This window comes from Agrobacterium sp. Azo12, assembly GCF_029193765.2.
Classification (GTDB): Bacteria; Pseudomonadota; Alphaproteobacteria; order Rhizobiales; family Rhizobiaceae; genus Agrobacterium.
In genome coordinates this window covers 140,032-159,854 of record NZ_JARFYO020000003.1, presented here as the reverse complement: position 1 = coordinate 159,854, position 19,823 = coordinate 140,032, and the positions used below count along the sequence as shown (strand labels likewise).

Below are 19,823 nucleotides of genomic sequence, written 5' to 3'. Positions count from 1 at the left end.
GCATCGTGAGGGCGTGTACTGATGGCGAAGATGGTCAAGAAGGCGGACCTGCCGTCCAAGACGTGTGCAGCCTGCGGGCGGCCGTTTGTCTGGCGGCGCAAGTGGGCGAAGACGTGGAACGAGGTCAAGTTCTGTTCTGAGCGCTGCCGCAGAACGAAGGCTGAACCACTTGGCACTGCTTGAGAGGTTTGAACCTACCACAAAGGATACCGCTGTGAACGATAAGCTGTTTGAGCGGTGTCGATCACCCGTTCATCAAAGAATGACTTAGCTAGAGTTTATCAGAGCGGCAGCGATTTATTCCTGTGACAGCGAGTACCGGATACGCCGACGTTCACAGTGTCACACCTGCAACGCTTGGCGGCGGTCCGCGTTATGAGAGACAAGTTGTATCTGACCTCGGGGGTGACATGGACAAAGGCTCGAACGTTCCAAAGATAAACCGCGTGGTTTTGCAAAATCTGATAGCAGGCCTGAGCGACGGTCTGATATTGCTGGAAAATGACGGAACAGTAGCATGGGCCAACAGCGCGGCGCTTGAGATGCACCGCGTAGAAGCGGTGTCCGAACTTGGTGCAGACACTGCAAGCTACAGACGAAATTTCACACTTCGCTATCGCAACAACCACCTGCTTGATGAAGGCCAATATCCACTTGAGCGGCTGCTTGCGGGCGAAAAATTCGAAGACGTGACGGTGGAAATATCGCCGAGCGATGATGAAACGGAATGTTGGGTCCACACCGTACGAGGACTGGTTCTTGAAGATGCAGGCGCTGAACCTGACGTGCTGGTGTTGATCATTCGCGACGAGACACCGCGTTTTGAGGCGGAAGCACGGTTCGAAAGTGCGTTTAATGCCAATCCCGCACCCGGGCTTATCTGCAGACTGGAGGATGAGCGCTTTATTCGTGTTAACCAGGGCTTTCTGGAAATGACCGGTTTTAGCCGGGAAGACATCATCGGCATAACCGTCGAGGAACTCGGGTTATTTTCTGGATGCGACACAGGCGAAGACGCATTGAATCGCCTGCATGAAGGTCGCATCATCCGCCATCGGGAGGCGCTTATTCCCATTCCAGGTGGCGACAGACTGGTCATCGTGGCTGGAGAACCCATTGCCGTTGCTGAAGAGCCCTGCATGCTCTTTACGTTTGCAGATCTGGACGGACGTCGAAAAGCGCAAAATGCGCTACGCCAGAGCGAGGAGCGTTTTTTTAAATCTTTCCGCCTCTCTCCTGCCCCCACAGCGATATCGAGGCTGGACGATTTCGTTCTGACGGAAATCAACGACGCCTTTCTTATGCTTTGCGGGCGCAAGGAAGCCGAAGTTGTCGGCAAAACGGCAAGTGAACTGAAACTGTGGAGCGATGTTGCGGCGCGGCGCGACATTGAAAAGCGGCTGAAGGATAATATCCCTGTCCGCAACGAAAACATGACAATGAGCCTTCCAGATGGCGGCACCGCTGAATGCGTTGTCTCGGCTGAACGGGTGGAGATCAATGACCAGCTGTGCATCATCTGGGCGATACAGGACGTGACGGAAAGACGTCGTTCCGAAAATGAGCTGATCGAGGCGATCGAGAGCGTGATGACTGATACATCCTGGTTCAGCCGTACTGTGGTGGAGCGGCTGGCTGGGCTAAGGCAGACTTCGCGTGGGGCAACATCCTCTACTTCTCTCAAGGATCTTAGCGACCGCGAAGAGCAAATATTGTCTCTCATCTGCGATGGCTGCAGCGACAAGGAAATGAGCGACCGGCTTAACATCTCCAAGCACACCATCCGCAACCATATCGCCTCGCTTTATGGCAAGATCGGTGTGAACCGTCGCACAGCAGCTGTGATATGGGCCAAAGAACGCGGCTTTACCGGTCGCCGGTAAAAAATACCCGTCGCTAGACCGAAAATAGGTCAATTTGTACCTGGCCAACTAGTAGATAATGCTCTGCAAGGCGCGCTTTTTACTGACTACCTTTCCATTATGCCGTTACCAAAAACGGCACCCACTACACGATGGAAGGAGTTCATTATGGACAATAACCGTATCGAAGGCTTTGCCCGTCAGACCAAGGGCGCGATCAAGGAGGCAGCTGGCAGGATAACCGGCAACGACAAGCTTCAGGCTGAAGGCAAAGCCGAAAAACTGGCTGGCGAAGCTCAGGAGAAGCTGGGCAAGACAAAAGACACCGTCAAAAAAGCATTCAAGTGAACCACAAATGTTCAAGGCAGGAGGGTTTACCACGATGCTTGCATGTCAACCACACAAGCTGGCAGGCTGCTACCCACAGGATGTGAGCCTGTGCGCCGCACTGCAAGCGATCATCGCCTATGCGGACGGGCAGGAAAACAGCTCAATCTCCGTCACATCTGCAGAGGGCCGCATTGTGCTCTCGGGCGAGGTTGAAACGCTCGCTGCCCTAGAACGTGCAGTCATCATCGCAGAATGTTTCGCGTCGCGACCGATCATCGCCGACCTGGCGATCCGGCAGCGCGTTTGTAACGACACGGACCGCTCTACCCGACGCATCCATTTTGCGACAACAACAGGAATGACAGATAATGAAGAAAATCATTCTCGCAACCACAATTGCCACCCTTGCGGTCACGCCTTTCGCATTCGCGGAAACAAAGCATAGCGCCAAGCGGGTGACGGAGACCACGCAAAAGGAACGCGTCGGGACCTTGTCCTGCGAAATCGCTGGCGGCGTCGGCCTTGTTCTTGGGTCTAGCAAAACCATCGACTGTGAGTTCCGTCAACGCTCCGGCAAGACAGAACGCTATTCGGGCAAAATCGGCAAGATTGGTCTCGACATCGGCGTGACAGGCAAGACCTATATGAGCTGGATCGTGTTGAACACGGCGGCAAGCCGCGTTGGCGATGGTGCCTTGAGCGGTGACTATGTTGGCGCGTCTGCCGGTGCATCCGTCGGTGTGGGCGTCGGTGCGAACGCGCTTATCGGCGGTAATGCCAAGAATTTCGCGCTGCAGCCAATCAGCGCCGAAGTTAGCACCGGTGTTAATGTTGCGGCTGGTATATCGCACCTTCAACTGAAGCGTGGTGGCTAATTCGTCGATCCATACACGTATGAAAGTGGCAGAATGAACGTTTGCACAGCAAGTATGTCGCGTTCATGAATTTGGGCGGTGTGGTTGGTGGCTGATATAGCCATCTCCGCGCCGCGTCTTTTATCGCCTCTAGGCGTGCACTAATTCTTCGCAGGAGGCTAAGGGGAGGATCAGTTCTTATCCGGCCGCCCTCAATCTCAGCAGTCTACACCGACAAAAACTGACAGCACCTATTTCGGTACCGGACCTTACGAAGAATAGAAGCCTGCTTCTCGCGCCCTGAACCGGATTGAACCGATGCTGCCCTGCGGTGTTCTGCGTTTAAACGGGACCCAACTCACGATCAGCACGTGGTGACGTCGGAGAACGAATTAACTAGCTTGAATCTCCTGCCCATTCCTCGTGGGAGTGTCGGATGAGGATCACGAAAATCTTGCCTACCTCGTCAATGCGGTAAACTACTAGGTACGCCTTGAACGAATGTATTTTGACGGGCGGAGAAATCTCATTGCGTTCACATGCAATTCTTGGGTTTGCGGCGATGAGTTCGAGTAAGACAAAAAGCTCATCATGATATCGTTTGGCAACTAGCGCTCCGAAAATGCGGATGCCTTCCTCTGCAATCGAAACAATACCTTCTTCAGCTTGGGTCGAAAAGCAAACCGCTACTAAGAGCAAACGCGGCTGTTTTCCCGTCGGGCTGTGGCTGCAGCAAACAATTCATCTGCTGAACGGCGCCCGACGCAACTCGCGAGCCCCTCGTCGTCAATGCGCTGCATCGCGGCAATATTGTCCGTGTGTGTCTGATCTTTACGGATTAGGTCTCTTACGTAATCACTGACGTTCGAATATCGACCTGTCCTGGCCTGTGCTTCACCATTACTTCCTTGGATCCGGCAGAGACACATTCATCATCGCAAGCATAATCTCCTTAAAGCCATCAAGATTCTTTCTGATGGCAAAGCTTGTCAAACTCGCAAGATCGTTTGATTGCATTTTGAAGGGACGTGTGCTTGGAACCTGCGACGGGTGCAGTCTATCCACACGCTGTCCATGCGGGCATGGGATAGTTGTCATTCACCTTGCTTGGAATGGTTTTGGGCTCTCGATGCGACGTAATTCCCCGCCGAATTGGCTAAGACAACATGTATTCGCTGTAAGTCTCGTCTCTTTATTATGCTCACTTGTTCTTAGCATTTTACCCATACAACGCTCGTCAGAGGACGACGCGTTCAAAGCGAGATGTCCAAATGGCAAGTACATGGGGTGCATCGTGGATGATGACCTGAGTCTTGAAGGTCCTAATTGGGAGCCATGATAAAAATGGCCTTAAGCTATTAAAAGTCACTTCCCTAGAGCCGACAATGGCGACAATTTTCAATTGCCGCATCAATGATATCTGGTGGGATGTTCGGATCATCAAACACTATCACCATCTCGGTGACGTAACTATTCCCCAGTGTATGTATGACGCACAGGTGGACGACGCCTTTTTGCTCGAAACCCTCAACCTCAAAGAGATGAGCATGAACGCGTCGATCCACGTCAAGTCGATCGCAGCGGCTAGAGAATATGGCAAGGTTGTCGCCAGTCCTGCACGGCTGAACATGGGCGATTGCTTCGTTTACGCGGTGGCAAAGGAATATCGTTTGCCGCTGCTTTTCAAAGGTGATGACTTTACGAAACCGATATTGAGCGGGCATAAAGCAAGATAGGAGGCATCAATGTGCGACCCCTTCACCAATGATATGACATGGAGCGAGATCCACGCGCGTTATAGCATTCTGGATAAGGGCCCGCCCACCCTCCAACATGCCGCCACGCTACAAAATAATGGCCACCCAAAGCGCTCGTTTCACCCACAAGCACGGCGAATGGCTCGACACTGACATCAAGGGAAGGCGTTCACTCCACCGAGTTGAGAGACGTGGCCAAATTCAAACATCAAGACGAATCCCGTCCAGTCGTTGATAATATGGGCACCCGCCGAGACCCAGAGGTTTCTCGTGACTATGTAAGCGAGCGTCAAGATCACGCGGGCGAAGCCGATCCCGATCAATGACTGCGCCCAGTGCCAGTCATATGTTGGCAAATGTGCCGCGCCGAAGAGCAAAGCGGAAATGATAAGCGCTATAAGGATTCCCGACCTTCGCGAAAAGTACAGAACTTGTACGCAAAACCAAAGAATGGCGAGGAAAGACAGTACTCCGAAAAGCTCTTCCCCTACCAACTGGATGCCGGTAACAATAAACGTGGCGCCGATTTCGGAGGCAGACATCGCGGCGAGCTGATCTGCCACCGGATTTGAGTGGAGTACGACAAACTGTTGCAAGATCCAACCTACCGCCATGGACCCGACCAGCGTCGTTACTCCAAACAAAGCCATCAGCGCCAAGGATCGAAAGTTGACAGCACGGAATAGGCATTTCCATTGCGACCCGGCCACCTTGCTGAGCGCCAGGATCGGGATGCCGACGAAGACGAGCGCCGGAACGAAATTGTACGGAAAGGTGCGAAGCGGAATAAAGGTGAGTGCCAAAAAGGCGATCGTCAAAGATGCGATGAGAGCGAGCCAGCCCGTTCCATTGATCTCCACGGGCTTGCCGTTATAAAATGAAAGATCGACATCCGATGAAATCATCTCAGGGTCTCGGCACCTGACTACTCGACGTAGAGGGTGAGATCGTAGTTTGCAGTCTCATTGCGCCGGGCCGCGTTGCGCATCAGATAGACGTCGATAAGGTACTTGCCGCTAGACGGGATGGTGATGCTTGTTTCGTTACCATCTATTGAGCTGTTGTACATCGCGGCAGCGGCACCCGGAGCCGTGACGTTGAAATACAGGCTGGCATTCGGGGAATCGAGCTGGACGCTCATCTTCTGGCCGGCAGTGACAGACAACGTATACTGGATACTCTGATAACCTTTTACGGACGCCTTGATGGTCGAACTCGACGAACCGGGGGCGAAGCGGACTGTCTCGCGCCGGATGTCGTCGGCGATCGCGGGCACGGATGCCAGCATGGTAACGCCTAAAATCACGCTCCTAATGATCTTCATTGACTGGCTCCTCTTGTCCGATACAGGATCAACCATTTTGTCAGAGTATCGCACCCTGATAGCGTTGCTCGGATCTTCGTGAATACAGCTGGAGTGCCATTCCGAGCGGCTTCACACGCGCACCATAGTCCTCAACACCCAGAGTGGAAAGACAATATGGATAGGGCCGCAATGTGTAAAACTTCAGGCTCGCCTTCGATGCGATGACGTGGCGCTCAGGGCCTGCTATGAAACAGACCTACAGACGGAAATCGAACGGGAAGGACTGGCACTTGGACTTCATGAAAATGCTGAAGTCGCTCGAAGAGCTGCTCTACGAACTGGTCTCTTGGCTGATATTCTATCCTGTGACAATGTGGCGCTCGGTGGTTCGACCTCTTAGCATGATGCGCTACGCTGACATCGAACTAACAGATAAGCCGGAAGACCAGTATCAGGACACCCTTAGCCCACCACTTTTCCTGCTGATCACCCTGCTTCTCTCACAAGGACTGTCCGCTTCGCTCCCTTCGGTCTATGATCCGACTGAGGCGGTTCGCGAACTCGGGTCCGGATCAAACCTTCTGATAGCACGGGGGGTAATATTCGGGATTTATCCTCTGTGCATGGCCGTGGCCCTGCTGCGAGCGAAGAGGGTCAGTATAACGCGCGATTCACTCCGCCCGCCCTTTTTCAGCCAGTGCTATGTCGCGGCTCCATTCGCCCTCGTCCTGATCTTAGGTTTGGATTTTCTCAGCATGCCACAAGGCCAAGGCACGCTCGCAGGGATCTTTGTAGTATTGGTGGCATTGACCTGGTATGCACAAGCACAGATGCGCTGGTTCATGCGCGACCTGAGCATAGGTATCCTCCGTGCGACCGGATTTCTCGTCGGAGCGTTTTTGTTCGCCACAGTAGCGGCATTCGTTATTGCACTGCTCATCACTCTTGATGCCAAAAACATCGCACCACAAGCGGGATGATCTGCCGAGCTGGCTGACCTCGCACCGGCTATCAACCGGCGGCGTTCATCCACGATTTCCGGGACATTGCGCCATCACAGGACGCGGATCACAACTCTGCGTATCGTCATCCACAGGACAATCTGAGCGAAATTTGCGCAATACATCCCTTACGTGTATTAGCTTGAGAACCAATAGCTCTGGGGGGAGATTATGGCTCGCAAATATCCAACGATTTTGAATGTTAGCGGAACAAAATCTGGCGACGGGAATAACTCACGTTGTTTAGTTGCCACGGCTCTTCTGACCGCCAGCGTTTCCGTCATTGCATGTGCTGCATCAGCGGATGAAATCATTGATGGAGGCTTGGCGCTGAATGTGCCTGCCGGTATCCAATTTGACGCCGCAGGCTACCTGATAGTTGGTGACACAGGTTTTGGCCAGCTCAATATCAATGGTGGACAATTTACCAACACTGATGCGTATATCGGTGACAGCGCTTTGGCGCATGGCGAGGTATTTGTTACCGGCTCCGATGCGGTCTGGACAAGCAACGGCTATCTTACGATAGGGTGGAATGGGGAAGCCTTCGTCATGGTAGACGATGGCGCCAGAGTACTTGCCCGTGACGGAACCGATCTCGCAGTAGTCTCTACCAGTTACGCTCAGCTCACCCTCAGTGGTACATCAGGTGCGCGTGGTGTATTGTCAACACCTTACATCATGAAAGGCGCTGGTACCGGATTGCTGCAATGGGATGGCGGCATTTTGCAGGCCACACGTAGCGAGGCCGAATTCTTACCCAATTTTGCCTATGGTGATATCGCCATTCAGTTAAATGGTGCTTTCTTCGATACCAATGGCTTTAACGTCGGAATGCAGACCCCCGACATTCTTATAGGCACAGGTGGACTGACCAAGCTGGGTACGGGGACGCTCACTATTGCCGGCGGCAACGCGTGGAGTGGCGATACAACGGTCACCGCTGGCACATTAACGCTGGACAGTTACCTCCAAAGTGGTAGCCAGTTTCTCACACTTGGGGTTGCAGGCAGCTCGAATTACGGCAAGCTGAATGTCAACGGTGTCGCAACCTTCAACAATAGCAACCTTGCGGTCGATGTTATCGGAAGCCCGGTATTGGCCAACAACCTCTCGCTGACGGGTGTCGTTACCGCAGGGACTCTCAATGCTTCCGGCTTCACCGTTACGGACAATTCTGCACTTTTTGATTTCACACCAACCATCAACTCCAACAGTGTCGACCTCAATGTCAGCACAAGTGGTATCGGGACTACCGTTTACAGCTCGGTACTCAACAATCGCTTGTACCCTGCACTCGGTGCAGCCAGCGTTCTCGACACTCAAGTCCAGGGGGCCCCGACAGGAGATATGGCCGACGTCGTTACAGCACTCGGTCGCCTGCCAGATGAAAGCAGCGTCGCCCGCGCTGCGGCGCAGACCCTGCCCTTTAACGCCGGCGCTGACGCAACCCTAGGCGCATTAGGAATTGTCAACTCGACCATTGCTGCCCGGTTTGCCCCAGGCCGCAATGGCGTACCGGCCGCTGACCTGACCACTGGGCGAAACTTGTGGATCAAGCCGCTGGGTTCCCGTGCTAATCAGAATGATACGGATAACAATGCATCAGGCTACAATGCTGACACCTGGGGTATAGCGGCGGGCGTTGAAGGCGACATCGAAGGTACTCTGATCGGTGTGGCTTATGCCTACGCAAACAGCCGTGTCGACGGGAACACTTATCTGAGCGGCGCAAAAACGCGAGCCGACATCGACAGCCACGTCATTGCCGCCTACGGCAGGCATCCAATCAATGACATGACGCTAGGTTTCCAGATCGACGCGGGTTGGAACCACAACGAAAGCACGCGCGCTCTCAATTTTGGAGGGCTCGATAGACTTGCAAGTGCTGATTACAATAGCTGGAACGTTCATCTGGGCGCTGATTTATCCAAGGTCATTGCACTCGGTCAGGACAGATCATTCATTCCGACATTCCGTGCAGATTACACCCGACTTAGAAGTCAGTCCTATACTGAACAAGGTGCCGGAGCCTTGAACCTCGACGTCAATGCAAGCACTGTCGATGCACTGACTTTTGGATTGGATGGGCGCCTCGTGCACACGCTGAGCCCCAATGCGGAAATCGAAGCTCTCGTTGGAGCTAGCTATGATGCAATCAACGATCGCGGAAGCCTGATGGCGGCATATTCAGGGACACCAGGCCAGAGCTTCTTGGCAACCGGTATCGACCACGGTCCTTGGCTTGCCAAGGCAGGTTTGGGTTTTAATTACAATCTCGACAACGGGATGGATGTGTCACTTCGATATGACGCTGGTTGGCGCAAAGATTACCTGAATCATGCCGTCTCGTTCAAGGCGGCGTGGAGGTTTTGAGTTTTTCCTGCTAGTAGCGTCGGGGACGTTGACCAACAACAAAACCTGTTCTTGCCCGCTTCCTCGCTGAGCGATCAACAGCAGCCTGCTCTGACAAGAACCATATTCTCTTTGCTGGCAACATGTGCCGCCGCCGCGCTAATCCTTGCCTGGGCTGAAGACGACGGGAAACTCATTTGCCTTCCCCGTCCACTATTACGTCTGTTCAGCGGAGGTCCAAAACCGCGTCCTTTTGTACACTTTTGGGTACACCCAACAAGACCCGCAGTCCAATCATTTGGGTACACGACCTGTTGAAATCAATGCAGCGTTTTACGCTCACCGCTCATTTTTCTTGGGTTGTGTCGGTACTGTCCTGAACCGTAACACGCAGTTCTCGGAGTGAACTCTGCAGTTACTTGCACGTCTAGGCATTCACCCGTCCCGGAATAAGAAGCAGCTTTCCTGTGGTGGAGCGATCTTCCATGGCGGCATGGGCACGCGCTGCATCGGAGATTGGGTAGCTGGTGCTGACATCAATGCTGACATCCCCTGCGCTCAGCCAGTCGAACAGCTGTGCAGCGTGTCGACGCAACAATACCGGTGTATAGATGTGATCGAAGAAAACAGCAAAACCGATCTTGATACTCTTGGGAAGGAGCATCAGATCGACCGGCGCTGGACGACCCAGAACCGGACCGTACCAACAAAATGTTCCGGATCTACGCAGCGCTGCGACCGAGCCCGTAAAAGTCGCTGGACCCGATCCATCATAAACGACATGAACGCCCTCTCCTCCAGTGACACGGATGACTTCGTCGGCGAAATTGCTTCCGTCATCGACGACGACATAGTCCGCACCGGCGGCACGTGCGGCATCGACCTTGGAGGCCTTGGAGACGCGTCCGATGACCGTCCCCCCTCGCAGCTTGATAATCCGGGTGAGTAACTGACCGAGCCCGCCGGCTGCGGCATGAACCAGCGCAATGTCGCCAGGCTGGATAGGATAGAAATCGGTGGCGAAGTGGCTGGCGGTCAGCCCCTGCATCATGAGTGCCGCGGCCTGCTGATCGTCTATTTCGTCAGGCACGGGGACAAGCGCGTCGGCGGAGATTGCAACGCGCTCGGCATAACTGCCGGGTCCATAGGCCCAGGCGACACGTTGGCCAATCACAAAATCACACGTACCCCCACCGATTTCGATGACACGGCCTGCCCCCTCGACGCCCAATGTGTGCGGGAACTGAATATCGTGCCCAATAATCCCGCGGCGCGCGCCGATGTCCGAGAAATTGACACCGGCAGCCGCAACCTCAACGACCACTTGGCCAGGGCCTGCCACAGGCTCTGGCAGGTCGACCATTTCCAACACTTCGGTACCGCCAGGGCGGGTCGCTACAATAGCTTTCATCAGGCAACTCCTTGAGGGATTCCTTCGAGGGGAGATCAGTATCTACTTAGCATACCGGGCGCACGCGGTATGCCCCGTCTTTGCTGATGCCACGAGGTTGCCACACCTCCCTGCAATGCGTCAGGGTAGCCGTCCGAACACAAAGGTTGCAATCGGCGTCACGTTCAATTCGACTTCGATATATCCTCGCGCTTCCATCATCGTTTTGATTTCGAGAGGGTCGGTGATTTCACCTCCGCTTCGGAGCGTTCTTAGATTTGCCATGAGCGCCAGAAATGGATCTGCTGGCTGGGTATATATCCCCGCGACGAGATAGGCATTGTGAACCGAAGCGCGTACAATCCTGTCAAACGCTGCCTCGACGATCGGACGTTTCAGAAACATCGTCGGCAACCAGACTAGCGAATACCTGTCCTGCTCGTCTAACGCAGAGACATCAAGATTGCGCGCACTCACGCGGTCCGAGTAACCGCTTTCGGCGATGTTTTTCCGGGCTAGTTCCAGTGCCGGCTCCCAGATGTCGATCCCTTCAACCTTGATTTCAGGGCAGGACCTGGCTGCCTCGAGGGCGATGCCTGCGACCCCGGTGCCAACATCCAGAAATGTGCCGCTAAACGTTTCACGCATTGCTGGATACATTTCGGCAATTGATTTCATACGTATGAAGGCGCTTTTGGACGAACGCCCCATAGCCTCCATTGCCGCCGCATCCGTAATTTCCCAGTTCGAACCTCGGTCCGGATTGCGAAAAAGTTCGCCAGCCTCACTCAGTGCCATTTCGACCATCGTCAGGGCCACGGATGCCTGCTCTTCATTGGCTTCATCCAAACCGTCACCCAAGGCCATCCGCGCACCAAGTTCGATCTGCTCACGAATTGCCGACATGACTGAAGCGTCGGATCGCAGTCTGATTGAGGCGCCAACAAGCGACAGCATTCTCGCAGACTTGGCGAGCTCTTGGATCTTCGGCATAAACGTATCGGACATCTCTTTTACCTCACGTTGCTTCTTCGGCTCGTAGAATGCGTCTTGCACGACGTAAGCCCCACTCGAGGCGACCAGCAGCACTGTTTCATCCTCCAGACGGCGTTGAGTCTCTTGTGACGGTTCTTGCTGCTTGGTTGCATCGCTGCGCTTGCGGGCGGCATTGAGCGAGAGAGTTCCCGGACTCAGAATTTCGGCCGGGGAGACATGACAGAATAGACATTTTCAAACGGTGGAGGACCAACTATCACCGAGCCGCCATTCTTGGCCATTTCCGCGATTTCGGCCAGATTGCCGCCGTCACTGAAACCGATCAATCTGAAAGTTTCCTCCATTTCGCCTGGAGTGAAAATAATCAGAACCCTCACCAGCGCGTCGGAGAGATTAGCCCAGCTGTGGGGAGTGCCCCTCTTTACAGTTACAGAATCGCCAGGTGTTAGCGTCACGCTCTCGTTACCATTCACCATCTGAAAAGCGCCCTCTAGAACGATGAAGTGTTCTTCCTCGTTGGCATGAGTGTGAACCGGCACAGCGTTACGTGGCTCGACAGTCATTTCGATGATGGTACAGAAACCGCCCGTGTCCTCGACGGACGCACGGACTGTAAAGTTTTCTCCGGGGGTGACCTCCCACCACTCATTGAGAGGAGTTTTGGTTCTGGGCGTAGCATTGATGTTCATGCGGATTGACCTCTGTGTAGATTATGCCTGCGTATCAGGAGACCCTGTTTGCAGACCCCGCATTGCTCACTGGTTACAGTCACCGCGCCACAGGTTGCAATTGTAACATGGGCATGCATAGGAGTAGAGGGAACCCGTATTATGTGCGCCTTCGGCGCAAAACTCCCAGTGGTAACGATCTTTGGCAACTCGACGAGATCGTCCATGACCGCCACACCACTTAAGCTGCTAGGACATCGGTGACGCACCTACTGAAAAAAGCAGGGTATCGTACTGGAAGCGGATGATCACTGACACGTTGCGCTCTCATCGAGCAGCCCGGCGACAGTTCATGACGCACCTCGAACTCCGATCCCGATGGCTTTGAACAACCGGGTCGAGCATTATCATGTGCCTCTGCTAAAACGTGAGCGGATCATGGAAGGCTCCCGGTCACCGGAAGGCCATTTCCAGAATTTTTACTGAACTGGTCCGATCGAACATGTCCGATTGCTCTGTTTATGCGCTGGCAACGGAATATCATTTGCCGCTGCGGCTCAAGGTCAATGACTTTACCGAAAACGATATTGAGCAGACATAGCTCACTCGTTAGGGCTTAATCGGTCCCAAAAATATTTGCCTAGTCTTGAACGATGTCGCGTCCATCCCAATATCATTTTCGCTTCTAGATCTGGTTGTTTAGATTGGAGGTATGAAATGGACAGCCAAGACGTGTTATTTCGTTCACCTGTTCGTGTCCGTCTACAGTGCGGGCTCGAAAGAACATTTCTAAGTGTCTATGACGCGCTAGACTATCTTGAAAATGAGTGGCCCCTGCGGCGCGGCGAACGCTATAAGAAAGCGGTAGACAAGTGTCGCGCAGCGCTCTCCTGGTTTGCGCCAGTCGAGGTTGCCCGCGAGGCTTTCATTTCCGCATGCCTTGAGGCTGGTATGCCGCTGGTAATGACCGCCCCCCGAGGCATAGGAGATACCACTATCCGGGCAAGCGCCTGACCCGAAATGGCCCCGCCGAATGGCGGGGCTTTATTGTGTTGGCAGTCACGGACATAGCATGCAGGAGACACGCCCCTCGCACCAAACAGGCCACCATGCTGTAATATCACACCCACCCAAAGCGTTGATTTCGCGCACAAGGACGGCGATGGACATCTTATGGTCCATTATGGCCACAGGGGAATGCGGTTCAGCAAAGTAAAGCTGCCGGAAGCGGCAATGTTTAATGCCAGGATTGAGGCTCTCGTGCCATTCTCGTAATAGGTTCCCACAGCTCTGTCACATCGGTCGGATGCCGAGATGGGACAAGCCGGCAAACATCGTCTGTTCCGAGTGAAATTCCGCTATTTCACGCACTTGGTCGATGTCGTTAGTCATCCACGAAATATGCCACAGCGTTTCTTTCGAAAACATTCTCTGCATATCGATGCATAAAAGAATCCAGCTGTTGATACACCCTCTTGGCAGGGTATAGCAATGAGGGCGCTCGACCCGCTTACAGGGAGCGCCCTCGCCATCCCGTCGACAGCACAAGCGCGACCGTCGATCGCTGCAGGCTGAGTTTGTTCGGGAGGTTATCCTTAGATGAGGATGTCGAAACGAATATTCAAGATCACATCACATGGCGCTGGCCGTCGTTTCCATCCACGCACGATGTCGTGCCTCATCTTCGTGAGCCTTCATGAAAAATGCCTTCGACTGGGGAACCGCATCCTCGTGACGCGATGCTCGCTCGTAAGCAGTCACGGTATCATCTTCATTCGTCTTCATAGCTTTCAGGATCGCTGAGTCGCCCATCAGGTCCGCAAGTGCGATCTTGCCTGTCGTAAGCATCTGTTTCATGTCGCCTTCGGTCGGGGCTTCGATGCCAAGGCCTCGAGCCATGTCGTTCAAGACGGAAACATGCTGGAGATGGTCCTGTTTAAACTCGGCGATTTTCGCACTGAGTGCTTTGTCATCCAGCCGCTCGATGCAGGAATCGTATGCGGCGATTGCATCGTGCTCCAAATAGAGAAGGTCTTTGACGAGCTTTTCAATACTGCCTTCGTTGCCAACCAATGTAACCATTTTGAGAGCTCCTATTGTTATAGACCTCGAAAACGTCGCCTGGCTCGTCTTGTTCCCAGTCAGGCTTTAACGGTACGCAACCGGACGCGGTGAATTTGATAGTATGCCACGTTTGACCGGGTCCATTGAACGTCCAGCGTGTGTAAGCCACGCGATGTCGGGCCCATCGCGGAATGCGGGCATCTTCAACGCCACGAAAAAAATTTTGACGAAAATCTTGAAACTGTTTTTCCCAAAATTAGATCATTCTCGTCAGTCGCCGACAGGGGCTGACAGAACCGGGGACGCGAGTTTCCGCGTCCCCATTCCATCTCGCTTCAAGGAGGATTTGGCTATGAGAACCGAACTCGATTTTGCACCTCTCTATCGCTCAAGCGTCGGTTTCGACCGCGTGTTCAATCTGTTGACCAACGCTCAGCGTCTACAGGCAGTTGACCCTTGGCCTCCTTATGACATCGTCAAAACGAGTGACGACGATTACCGTATCGAAATGGCGGTCGCGGGCTTCGGCGAAGCCGATCTCGACATCATTCAGGAGCGCAACGTACTGGTTGTAAAAGGCCAAAGGGCCGAGGACAGAGACGGCGAATATCTCCATCGCGGCATTGCCGGTCGTCCGTTTGAGCGCCGTTTTGAACTTGCCGACCATGTGAAGGTAGAAGAAGCCTCTTTGGTGAATGGACTTCTACGCATTGCATTGCGGCGAGAGATTCCCGAGGCCCTGAAACCGCGCAAAATCACGATCGGCCCGGCTGGTAATCAGGCAGCCCCGCTACAAATCGAAGCGGAACGACAGGTCGCATAAGGCACCCGACATGAAGACGCGGCTTGTAAGAACTTGAGCATAAGCGGGAAGCGGACCACGCTTCCCGCCTTCATCTCTCATACAGACACAATCGGGGCAGATGGAAAGGAAAAGCTGATGAAACCCGATATGTTCGAGGAACCCGTTACCATTCTTTTGGGTCTAGGTATGCCAACAAAAGTCAGATCGGTCATGCATGCCTACCAGATACTCTTGGATTGGCGAAACCCTGCGGATCTTGAGCGCGAGCTAGCGCTCGAAGCGTGCAAGACTGCGATCAAGGGGGAAATCGATGCCCAGACCGCACGAGCCGTTTTTGTGGCCTTTGCCGAACGACATGATCTCCTTGCGCCGGACGTTGACAGTCTGGTGGCGCAGAGTAAAAAGCGCAACAGCGACCCCCATATTCGTTGAGCGGATTATGACCAGTGCATTGCGGGGATCACACTTCTTCACCGCACTCCAGCTCGAAGAAATAAAAGCGGTCGTCGCCGTTAACGACCATTGCTCCCATTATGCGTCCGTCATCGAATTTGCAAAAATGATCGATGATCATCGCAGCGCTTGTCACGCCTTTATTTGCCTATCTGTAGCCAGATGGTGGATAGCGGGGAAAAATGGCCTCGTCCAATTTTCTTGAGCTTCCCCGGATCAGTCGCCCTGAGCCAAGGCTAACAGCTTGGCCCTCAAAACATCTGCTTGGCTCTCAGAAAATAGAGCTAAGTGGTAAGCAGCACGGGCCAAAACCTCTCTTTTCGACCGCACCAAGGCCGCGAAAACCATACGGCGTAACTCATGTAGACCAAACGGGCACTAACTTCAGAAATCTGCGGGCTTCGACACGATGGTGTCTAACTTAATGCATGGCTTAGTCCGTCAACGTACACAGAGCTTGTTAGCGGAACACAATAGCGACCGTTACCATTACACACTGCCGCCGCAGTGGGCGATGTGGAGTAAATGCATGAATACCAGAATTTGCATCATCGGTTCAGGCCCAACCGGCATTTTTACACTTAAGACGCTGGTTGCCTCTCCAGTCCCGCTGATAATCAGCGTGTTTGATGCCGAACTTGTCGCCGGCAAGGGAACACCCTACCTGCCGGGGGCAAATGATCCGGTTATGTTGTCAAATATTCCCAGCATCGAGATACCGCCGTTGATGGAAACGCTCGTGGATTGGCTTAACCGTCAGTCCAACGACTATCTGAACACATTCAACATAAACCGATCATCAATAAATGATCGCGAATTTTATCCGCGTTTAGTGATCGGAGACTATTTTCACGATCAATTTCAGGCGATCCTCTCCGTTGGAAAAATCAACCGCCATCGCGTGGAGGTTTATCCCGGCCATAGGGTTACCGACATTGAGCTCGGTACAACCGATATCCGTCTTAAAGTCTCCAGCTTCGACGGCGATTTTGACGCCGTGTTCGACCATGTCGTTATGGCCACGGGTCACAACTGGCCTGAAAACACTCAGGTCAAACCCGGATATTTTGCGTCGCCGTGGCCCGCCACAGAACTGCAAGAGATCGGCGATGGCAGACTTGGCATTCTTGGTACATCGCTCAGCGGTATCGATGCACTTCTAACAGTTGCGACCTCTTGTGGTTCATTCGTGTGTGACGACGGAGGAACATTGCAGTACGTAACAAGTGCAGGACACCAGGACTTTCACGCAACAATGATGTCCCGGAAGGGCTTATTGCCCGAAGCTGACTTCTACTGCCCACTTCCCTATATAGAACCACAAATTTGTACGTATGAAGCCATCCAAAACGAAGTCAATATCGGTTCTCAGGGCCTGCTGGATCGGGTGTTTGATCTGTTCCAGCGAGAGTTGTTGGCAGCTGACCCTGATTATTCCGCTGAAATCGGTCTTAGTCACCTGTCGGTTGACACATTTGCGGACGCTTACTATGGGCGGCGTTCAGACACCGATCCATTCGTATGGGCGGCGGCAAACCTTGCGGAAGCGCACCTTAATTTCGAGCTGCAGTTCACCATTCCCTGGCGATACGCCATTCTCATTACGCATGAGATTATAGAGAAAGCCATACCACACCTCGACACAACCGATCTCACGCGTTTTAACCGGTCATTCAAGGGTATTTTTATCGATCAGTACGCGACGGTTCCACATCTTTCTATTCGTCGGCTTTTGGCACTGCGTAACGCTGGCCGATTAGACATTATTAAGCTCGGATCGGACTATGACATTGAGACCGAGGGGCTCGAACGCGGAGCACGGATCCGGACAGGCGATAGAGAACAACAGTTCAGCAGTTTCATCGACGCGACCGGACAAAGCAGTTTGTCTGTTCGTGAACTGCCTTTCCCTACACTGTTAAAGCAACGCGGAATCCAGGCGGCAAACACGCCTGAGCCAGCACGTCGTTTCATGGATGGCGAAAGTGCCAACTTTAAAAAGACAGGTGGCATCGAGATCGACGAGGCGTACCGACCACGGGGAGCAACTGCACTCTCAAACCGACTTTACTGTGTGGCAATCCCATTCCTCTTGCACAAGCGTCCCTTCGTTCAGGGCATTACAAGTGCAGCGGAACTGGGAAAAACGGCAGCAAACGCCATATTGGCGGACATTGCGGTGGATCAGCCGCCCATACTTCGCATGGCATAACAGAGGCTGTGGAACAGCTGAATTCGTCAAGCGTTGGCTGGTAATGAAAAAAATCGGAATAGTAAAAGAGATTTGGCGCTACCCGGTCAGTTCAATCGGCGGGGAACGGTGTTGTCGGGCGGAGGTGAATGGCTCAGGGATTGGCGGAGACCGTCAGTATGCTCTGTTCGATGCTTGCTCAGGGGCAGTGGCGGCGCCCGAGAAGGACAGCCGGTGGCGCCCTGCCCTGTTCTTGAGCAGCCGCACCTGCGATAATGACATTACCCAGATTTGCTTTCCCGACGGGCGTCGAATGGACGTCAATGAACCAGGGTTGCTGCCATACTTGAGGGATCATTTCGGATTTGACGTGGCTGTAGGCCAGTACGATGAACCAAACGCACAAAATGTTTCGCTTCCACAGGTAAGTAATCGATACGATCTAGCACCCCTACACCTGCTGACCACTGCCTCGCTTTGTGAGATTGTAAAAACAGCTCCAGAAAGTGCTAACGATCCACGGCGCTTTCGGCCAAATATCTTGATTGAAACAGATTGTGAAGCAAGCTTTGCAGAGACAAATTGGCTCGGCGCGAAGTTGAGTATTGGTCCCACCACATTGAATGTCTCAGAGCCCACGAAACGTTGTGGAATGACCTTCATTGGCCAGCCGGGTCTTGAGGAAGAACCAGAAATATTGCGCAATATCGTCCGAAAAAATCGCAGGACACTCGGTGTCTACTGCGACGTGATGATATCAGGATCGATCGAGTCGGGAGCAGCAGTCAACCTGCAAATTCAGTCGCTGAACGAAAAGCCTACCAACTGACCTCAACTCATTGCCACAACTGATGGACATGGGCTTTGTGGTCGGGTTAGCGATTGAAATAGTTCTGGAGAAACATAGACGCCTTCTGCGCTCCGGATGAGGAGATCGTGTGACCAACATCTGGAAGCAATGTCACTGAAACATCAAACCCAGCAGCCTTCAACTGCGTGCCGGCAGCTACCGAGGCAGCCGACGGAATAGTCTTGTCGGCGCGACCATGGATCAACAGAACGCGTGTGTCGTTACTGGCAGAGATCGCTAATGGCAGCATGCCGGCAAAACTAACGACGGCGCCTACTTTCCATCTCCCATTGGCGACTGCGTCCAAAGCCATGATTGCGCCTTGCGACACACCCACGAAAGCAACGTTACGAAGGTTACCTTCGAAACCTTCTCTTCTCACGATCTCCGATACCAGTTCGTCAAATGCCTGTCGCGCTCCCTGGATGCGATCGGGACGCATAACTTGGTCATCCACTACGAACCACTGCCTCCCACCCGATCTGTGAACGAAGGGTGCATCGGGATACACGAAGCTCGTATTCGCCAAGGTCTTTTCCCACGATTTTCCGATCGTGGTAAACTGACTCCCCCCTCCTCTGATGCCGTGGAAAAAGATAACCAACTGTCGGCTTTTCTGTGCGTTGGCCGAGCTTTGAGCGATCTGTGCAGTGAAAAGCTCATGGGTTCGAAAAGCGGTTGGCTGGGGAACTTGGCCGTGGACTGCAACTCGTCCAGGACGCTCCAACGCGCTTGCGTTGGATGAACCCACCCCCAAGAAACCGACTGAAAAGACCATGCAAGTGACGAAGGTGAATACGGCGAGTGATGACATCATAAGGGATCCAGTGGAATTATCGAAACCAGTCTGACTTGCCTTTGTTCCCCTGTTCCGCCGTTACCATGGCTAACAACTGCGTGATTACATATCGCTTATTTTAGTTGGCACGACGACGCAGGCC

General features: G+C 53.4%; 22 protein-coding genes and 1 pseudogene. 14 read left to right on the top strand and 9 right to left on the bottom strand.

Features of this window, described 5'->3' with window-relative positions; translation table 11 throughout:
- Nucleotides 1-21: 21 nt before the first annotated feature.
- The 5 genes from PYL13_RS22775 to PYL13_RS22755 all read left to right on the top strand — a co-directional run bounded on the left by PYL13_RS22775 (nucleotide 22) and on the right by PYL13_RS22755 (nucleotide 3,067).
- Nucleotides 22-183 (top strand): DUF2256 domain-containing protein, encoded by a 162-nt coding sequence (locus PYL13_RS22775; protein ID WP_259149821.1) that lies wholly within the window; start codon nucleotides 22-24, stop codon nucleotides 181-183.
- 227 nt (nucleotides 184-410) lie between these two features.
- Entirely contained in the window at nucleotides 411-1,883 is a 1,473-nt protein-coding gene (locus PYL13_RS22770; protein WP_275642965.1) for a helix-turn-helix transcriptional regulator, read from the top strand.
- A 147-nt stretch (nucleotides 1,884-2,030) separates the two neighbouring features.
- The gene (locus PYL13_RS22765) at nucleotides 2,031-2,210 is read left to right on the top strand and encodes a CsbD family protein (RefSeq protein WP_259149823.1); all 180 of its coding nucleotides are present in this window, start codon (nucleotides 2,031-2,033) and stop codon (nucleotides 2,208-2,210) included.
- A gap of 7 nt (nucleotides 2,211-2,217) precedes the next feature.
- The gene (locus tag PYL13_RS22760) at nucleotides 2,218-2,637 is read left to right on the top strand and encodes a BON domain-containing protein (protein ID WP_259149825.1); all 420 of its coding nucleotides are present in this window, start codon (nucleotides 2,218-2,220) and stop codon (nucleotides 2,635-2,637) included.
- Nucleotides 2,561-3,067: a DUF992 domain-containing protein gene (locus PYL13_RS22755; protein ID WP_259149827.1), complete on the top strand. Its 507-nt coding sequence runs from the start codon at nucleotides 2,561-2,563 to the stop codon at nucleotides 3,065-3,067. The genes PYL13_RS22760 and PYL13_RS22755 overlap by 77 nt, the downstream gene beginning before the upstream one ends.
- Nucleotides 3,068-3,442: 375 nt before the next feature.
- Here PYL13_RS22755 and PYL13_RS22750 read toward each other — a convergent pair whose 3' ends face one another.
- Both PYL13_RS22750 and PYL13_RS22745 read right to left on the bottom strand, forming a co-directional pair.
- Nucleotides 3,443-3,745: a type II toxin-antitoxin system RelE/ParE family toxin gene (locus PYL13_RS22750; RefSeq protein WP_275642964.1), complete on the bottom strand. Its 303-nt coding sequence runs from the start codon at nucleotides 3,743-3,745 to the stop codon at nucleotides 3,443-3,445.
- Nucleotides 3,736-3,991: pseudogene (locus tag PYL13_RS22745) on the bottom strand (ribbon-helix-helix domain-containing protein). The gene PYL13_RS22750 and the pseudogene PYL13_RS22745 overlap by 10 nt, the downstream one beginning before the upstream one ends.
- Before the next feature lie 440 nt (nucleotides 3,992-4,431).
- Here PYL13_RS22745 and PYL13_RS22740 point away from each other — a divergent pair.
- On the top strand, nucleotides 4,432-4,782 hold the full coding sequence (locus tag PYL13_RS22740) for a hypothetical protein (protein WP_275642963.1): 351 nt from the start codon (nucleotides 4,432-4,434) through the stop codon (nucleotides 4,780-4,782).
- 176 nt (nucleotides 4,783-4,958) lie between these two features.
- Here the strand turns inward: PYL13_RS22740 and PYL13_RS22735 are convergent, their stop codons facing one another.
- Entirely contained in the window at nucleotides 4,959-5,708 is a 750-nt protein-coding gene (locus tag PYL13_RS22735) for a CPBP family intramembrane glutamic endopeptidase (RefSeq protein WP_259149832.1), read from the bottom strand.
- A 20-nt stretch (nucleotides 5,709-5,728) separates the two neighbouring features.
- The gene (locus PYL13_RS22730) at nucleotides 5,729-6,127 is read right to left on the bottom strand and encodes a hypothetical protein (protein WP_259149833.1); all 399 of its coding nucleotides are present in this window, start codon (nucleotides 6,125-6,127) and stop codon (nucleotides 5,729-5,731) included.
- A gap of 281 nt (nucleotides 6,128-6,408) precedes the next feature.
- Here PYL13_RS22730 and PYL13_RS22725 point away from each other — a divergent pair, with 281 nt between their 5' ends.
- Both PYL13_RS22725 and PYL13_RS22720 read left to right on the top strand, forming a co-directional pair.
- A complete protein-coding gene (locus PYL13_RS22725; protein ID WP_259149853.1) occupies nucleotides 6,409-7,089 on the top strand; it encodes a permease in 681 nt (226 codons plus the stop codon).
- A 192-nt stretch (nucleotides 7,090-7,281) separates the two neighbouring features.
- Nucleotides 7,282-9,486 carry an autotransporter outer membrane beta-barrel domain-containing protein gene (locus tag PYL13_RS22720; protein ID WP_275642962.1) on the top strand — a complete coding sequence of 735 codons (2,205 nt, stop codon included), beginning with the start codon at nucleotides 7,282-7,284 and terminating at the stop codon, nucleotides 9,484-9,486.
- A 406-nt stretch (nucleotides 9,487-9,892) separates the two neighbouring features.
- On the opposite strand, the gene PYL13_RS22715 is transcribed toward PYL13_RS22720, so the two are convergent.
- The 3 genes from PYL13_RS22715 to PYL13_RS22705 all read right to left on the bottom strand — a co-directional run bounded on the left by PYL13_RS22715 (nucleotide 9,893) and on the right by PYL13_RS22705 (nucleotide 12,540).
- The gene (locus PYL13_RS22715; protein WP_275642961.1) at nucleotides 9,893-10,876 is read right to left on the bottom strand and encodes a quinone oxidoreductase family protein; all 984 of its coding nucleotides are present in this window, start codon (nucleotides 10,874-10,876) and stop codon (nucleotides 9,893-9,895) included.
- Nucleotides 10,877-10,996: 120 nt separating this feature from the next.
- A complete protein-coding gene (locus tag PYL13_RS22710; RefSeq protein WP_275642960.1) occupies nucleotides 10,997-11,863 on the bottom strand; it encodes an SAM-dependent methyltransferase in 867 nt (288 codons plus the stop codon).
- Nucleotides 11,864-12,045: 182 nt separating this feature from the next.
- Nucleotides 12,046-12,540: a cupin domain-containing protein gene (locus PYL13_RS22705; protein WP_275642959.1), complete on the bottom strand. Its 495-nt coding sequence runs from the start codon at nucleotides 12,538-12,540 to the stop codon at nucleotides 12,046-12,048.
- A 696-nt stretch (nucleotides 12,541-13,236) separates the two neighbouring features.
- Here PYL13_RS22705 and PYL13_RS22700 point away from each other — a divergent pair.
- Nucleotides 13,237-13,533, top strand: coding sequence for a DUF982 domain-containing protein (locus PYL13_RS22700; RefSeq protein ID WP_275642958.1), 297 nt, complete (start codon nucleotides 13,237-13,239; stop codon nucleotides 13,531-13,533).
- A gap of 618 nt (nucleotides 13,534-14,151) precedes the next feature.
- On the opposite strand, the gene PYL13_RS22695 is transcribed toward PYL13_RS22700, so the two are convergent.
- Nucleotides 14,152-14,601, bottom strand: a complete 450-nt coding sequence (locus PYL13_RS22695) for a DUF892 family protein (RefSeq protein WP_275642957.1) — start codon at nucleotides 14,599-14,601, stop codon at nucleotides 14,152-14,154.
- 334 nt (nucleotides 14,602-14,935) lie between these two features.
- Between PYL13_RS22695 and PYL13_RS22690 the strand changes: the two genes are divergently transcribed.
- From PYL13_RS22690 to PYL13_RS22670, 5 genes are all read left to right on the top strand, one after another.
- Nucleotides 14,936-15,406, top strand: a complete 471-nt coding sequence (locus tag PYL13_RS22690) for an Hsp20 family protein (RefSeq protein WP_275642956.1) — start codon at nucleotides 14,936-14,938, stop codon at nucleotides 15,404-15,406.
- Between the two features lie 117 nt (nucleotides 15,407-15,523).
- A complete protein-coding gene (locus PYL13_RS22685; protein ID WP_275642955.1) occupies nucleotides 15,524-15,820 on the top strand; it encodes a DUF982 domain-containing protein in 297 nt (98 codons plus the stop codon).
- A 7-nt stretch (nucleotides 15,821-15,827) separates the two neighbouring features.
- A complete protein-coding gene (locus tag PYL13_RS27085; RefSeq protein ID WP_441296690.1) occupies nucleotides 15,828-16,046 on the top strand; it encodes a hypothetical protein in 219 nt (72 codons plus the stop codon).
- A 324-nt stretch (nucleotides 16,047-16,370) separates the two neighbouring features.
- On the top strand, nucleotides 16,371-18,053 hold the full coding sequence (locus PYL13_RS22675; RefSeq protein WP_275642954.1) for an FAD/NAD(P)-binding protein: 1,683 nt from the start codon (nucleotides 16,371-16,373) through the stop codon (nucleotides 18,051-18,053).
- 43 nt (nucleotides 18,054-18,096) lie between these two features.
- On the top strand, nucleotides 18,097-18,861 hold the full coding sequence (locus tag PYL13_RS22670; protein WP_275642953.1) for an MOSC domain-containing protein: 765 nt from the start codon (nucleotides 18,097-18,099) through the stop codon (nucleotides 18,859-18,861).
- Between the two features lie 46 nt (nucleotides 18,862-18,907).
- On the opposite strand, the gene PYL13_RS22665 is transcribed toward PYL13_RS22670, so the two are convergent.
- Nucleotides 18,908-19,699: an alpha/beta hydrolase gene (locus tag PYL13_RS22665; protein WP_303299138.1), complete on the bottom strand. Its 792-nt coding sequence runs from the start codon at nucleotides 19,697-19,699 to the stop codon at nucleotides 18,908-18,910.
- Nucleotides 19,700-19,823 lie beyond the last annotated feature (124 nt).

Bases quoted from the DNA above. Each gene is read 5' to 3' on its own strand.
- PYL13_RS22775 (WP_259149821.1), top strand. From the start codon at position 22: ATGGCGAAGATGGTCAAGAAGGCGGACCTGCCGTCCAAGACGTGTGCA.
- PYL13_RS22770 (WP_275642965.1), top strand. From the start codon at position 411: ATGGACAAAGGCTCGAACGTTCCAAAGATAAACCGCGTGGTTTTGCAA.
- PYL13_RS22765 (WP_259149823.1), top strand. From the start codon at position 2,031: ATGGACAATAACCGTATCGAAGGCTTTGCCCGTCAGACCAAGGGCGCG.
- PYL13_RS22760 (WP_259149825.1), top strand. From the start codon at position 2,218: ATGTTCAAGGCAGGAGGGTTTACCACGATGCTTGCATGTCAACCACAC.
- PYL13_RS22755 (WP_259149827.1), top strand. From the start codon at position 2,561: ATGAAGAAAATCATTCTCGCAACCACAATTGCCACCCTTGCGGTCACG.
- PYL13_RS22740 (WP_275642963.1), top strand. From the start codon at position 4,432: ATGGCGACAATTTTCAATTGCCGCATCAATGATATCTGGTGGGATGTT.
- PYL13_RS22735 (WP_259149832.1), bottom strand. From the start codon at position 5,708: ATGATTTCATCGGATGTCGATCTTTCATTTTATAACGGCAAGCCCGTG.
- PYL13_RS22730 (WP_259149833.1), bottom strand. From the start codon at position 6,127: ATGAAGATCATTAGGAGCGTGATTTTAGGCGTTACCATGCTGGCATCC.
- PYL13_RS22725 (WP_259149853.1), top strand. From the start codon at position 6,409: ATGAAAATGCTGAAGTCGCTCGAAGAGCTGCTCTACGAACTGGTCTCT.
- PYL13_RS22720 (WP_275642962.1), top strand. From the start codon at position 7,282: ATGGCTCGCAAATATCCAACGATTTTGAATGTTAGCGGAACAAAATCT.
- PYL13_RS22715 (WP_275642961.1), bottom strand. From the start codon at position 10,876: ATGAAAGCTATTGTAGCGACCCGCCCTGGCGGTACCGAAGTGTTGGAA.
- PYL13_RS22710 (WP_275642960.1), bottom strand. From the start codon at position 11,863: ATGTCCGATACGTTTATGCCGAAGATCCAAGAGCTCGCCAAGTCTGCG.
- PYL13_RS22705 (WP_275642959.1), bottom strand. From the start codon at position 12,540: ATGAACATCAATGCTACGCCCAGAACCAAAACTCCTCTCAATGAGTGG.
- PYL13_RS22700 (WP_275642958.1), top strand. From the start codon at position 13,237: ATGGACAGCCAAGACGTGTTATTTCGTTCACCTGTTCGTGTCCGTCTA.
- PYL13_RS22695 (WP_275642957.1), bottom strand. From the start codon at position 14,601: ATGGTTACATTGGTTGGCAACGAAGGCAGTATTGAAAAGCTCGTCAAA.
- PYL13_RS22690 (WP_275642956.1), top strand. From the start codon at position 14,936: ATGAGAACCGAACTCGATTTTGCACCTCTCTATCGCTCAAGCGTCGGT.
- PYL13_RS22685 (WP_275642955.1), top strand. From the start codon at position 15,524: ATGAAACCCGATATGTTCGAGGAACCCGTTACCATTCTTTTGGGTCTA.
- PYL13_RS27085 (WP_441296690.1), top strand. From the start codon at position 15,828: ATGACCAGTGCATTGCGGGGATCACACTTCTTCACCGCACTCCAGCTC.
- PYL13_RS22675 (WP_275642954.1), top strand. From the start codon at position 16,371: ATGAATACCAGAATTTGCATCATCGGTTCAGGCCCAACCGGCATTTTT.
- PYL13_RS22670 (WP_275642953.1), top strand. From the start codon at position 18,097: ATGAAAAAAATCGGAATAGTAAAAGAGATTTGGCGCTACCCGGTCAGT.
- PYL13_RS22665 (WP_303299138.1), bottom strand. From the start codon at position 19,699: ATGATGTCATCACTCGCCGTATTCACCTTCGTCACTTGCATGGTCTTT.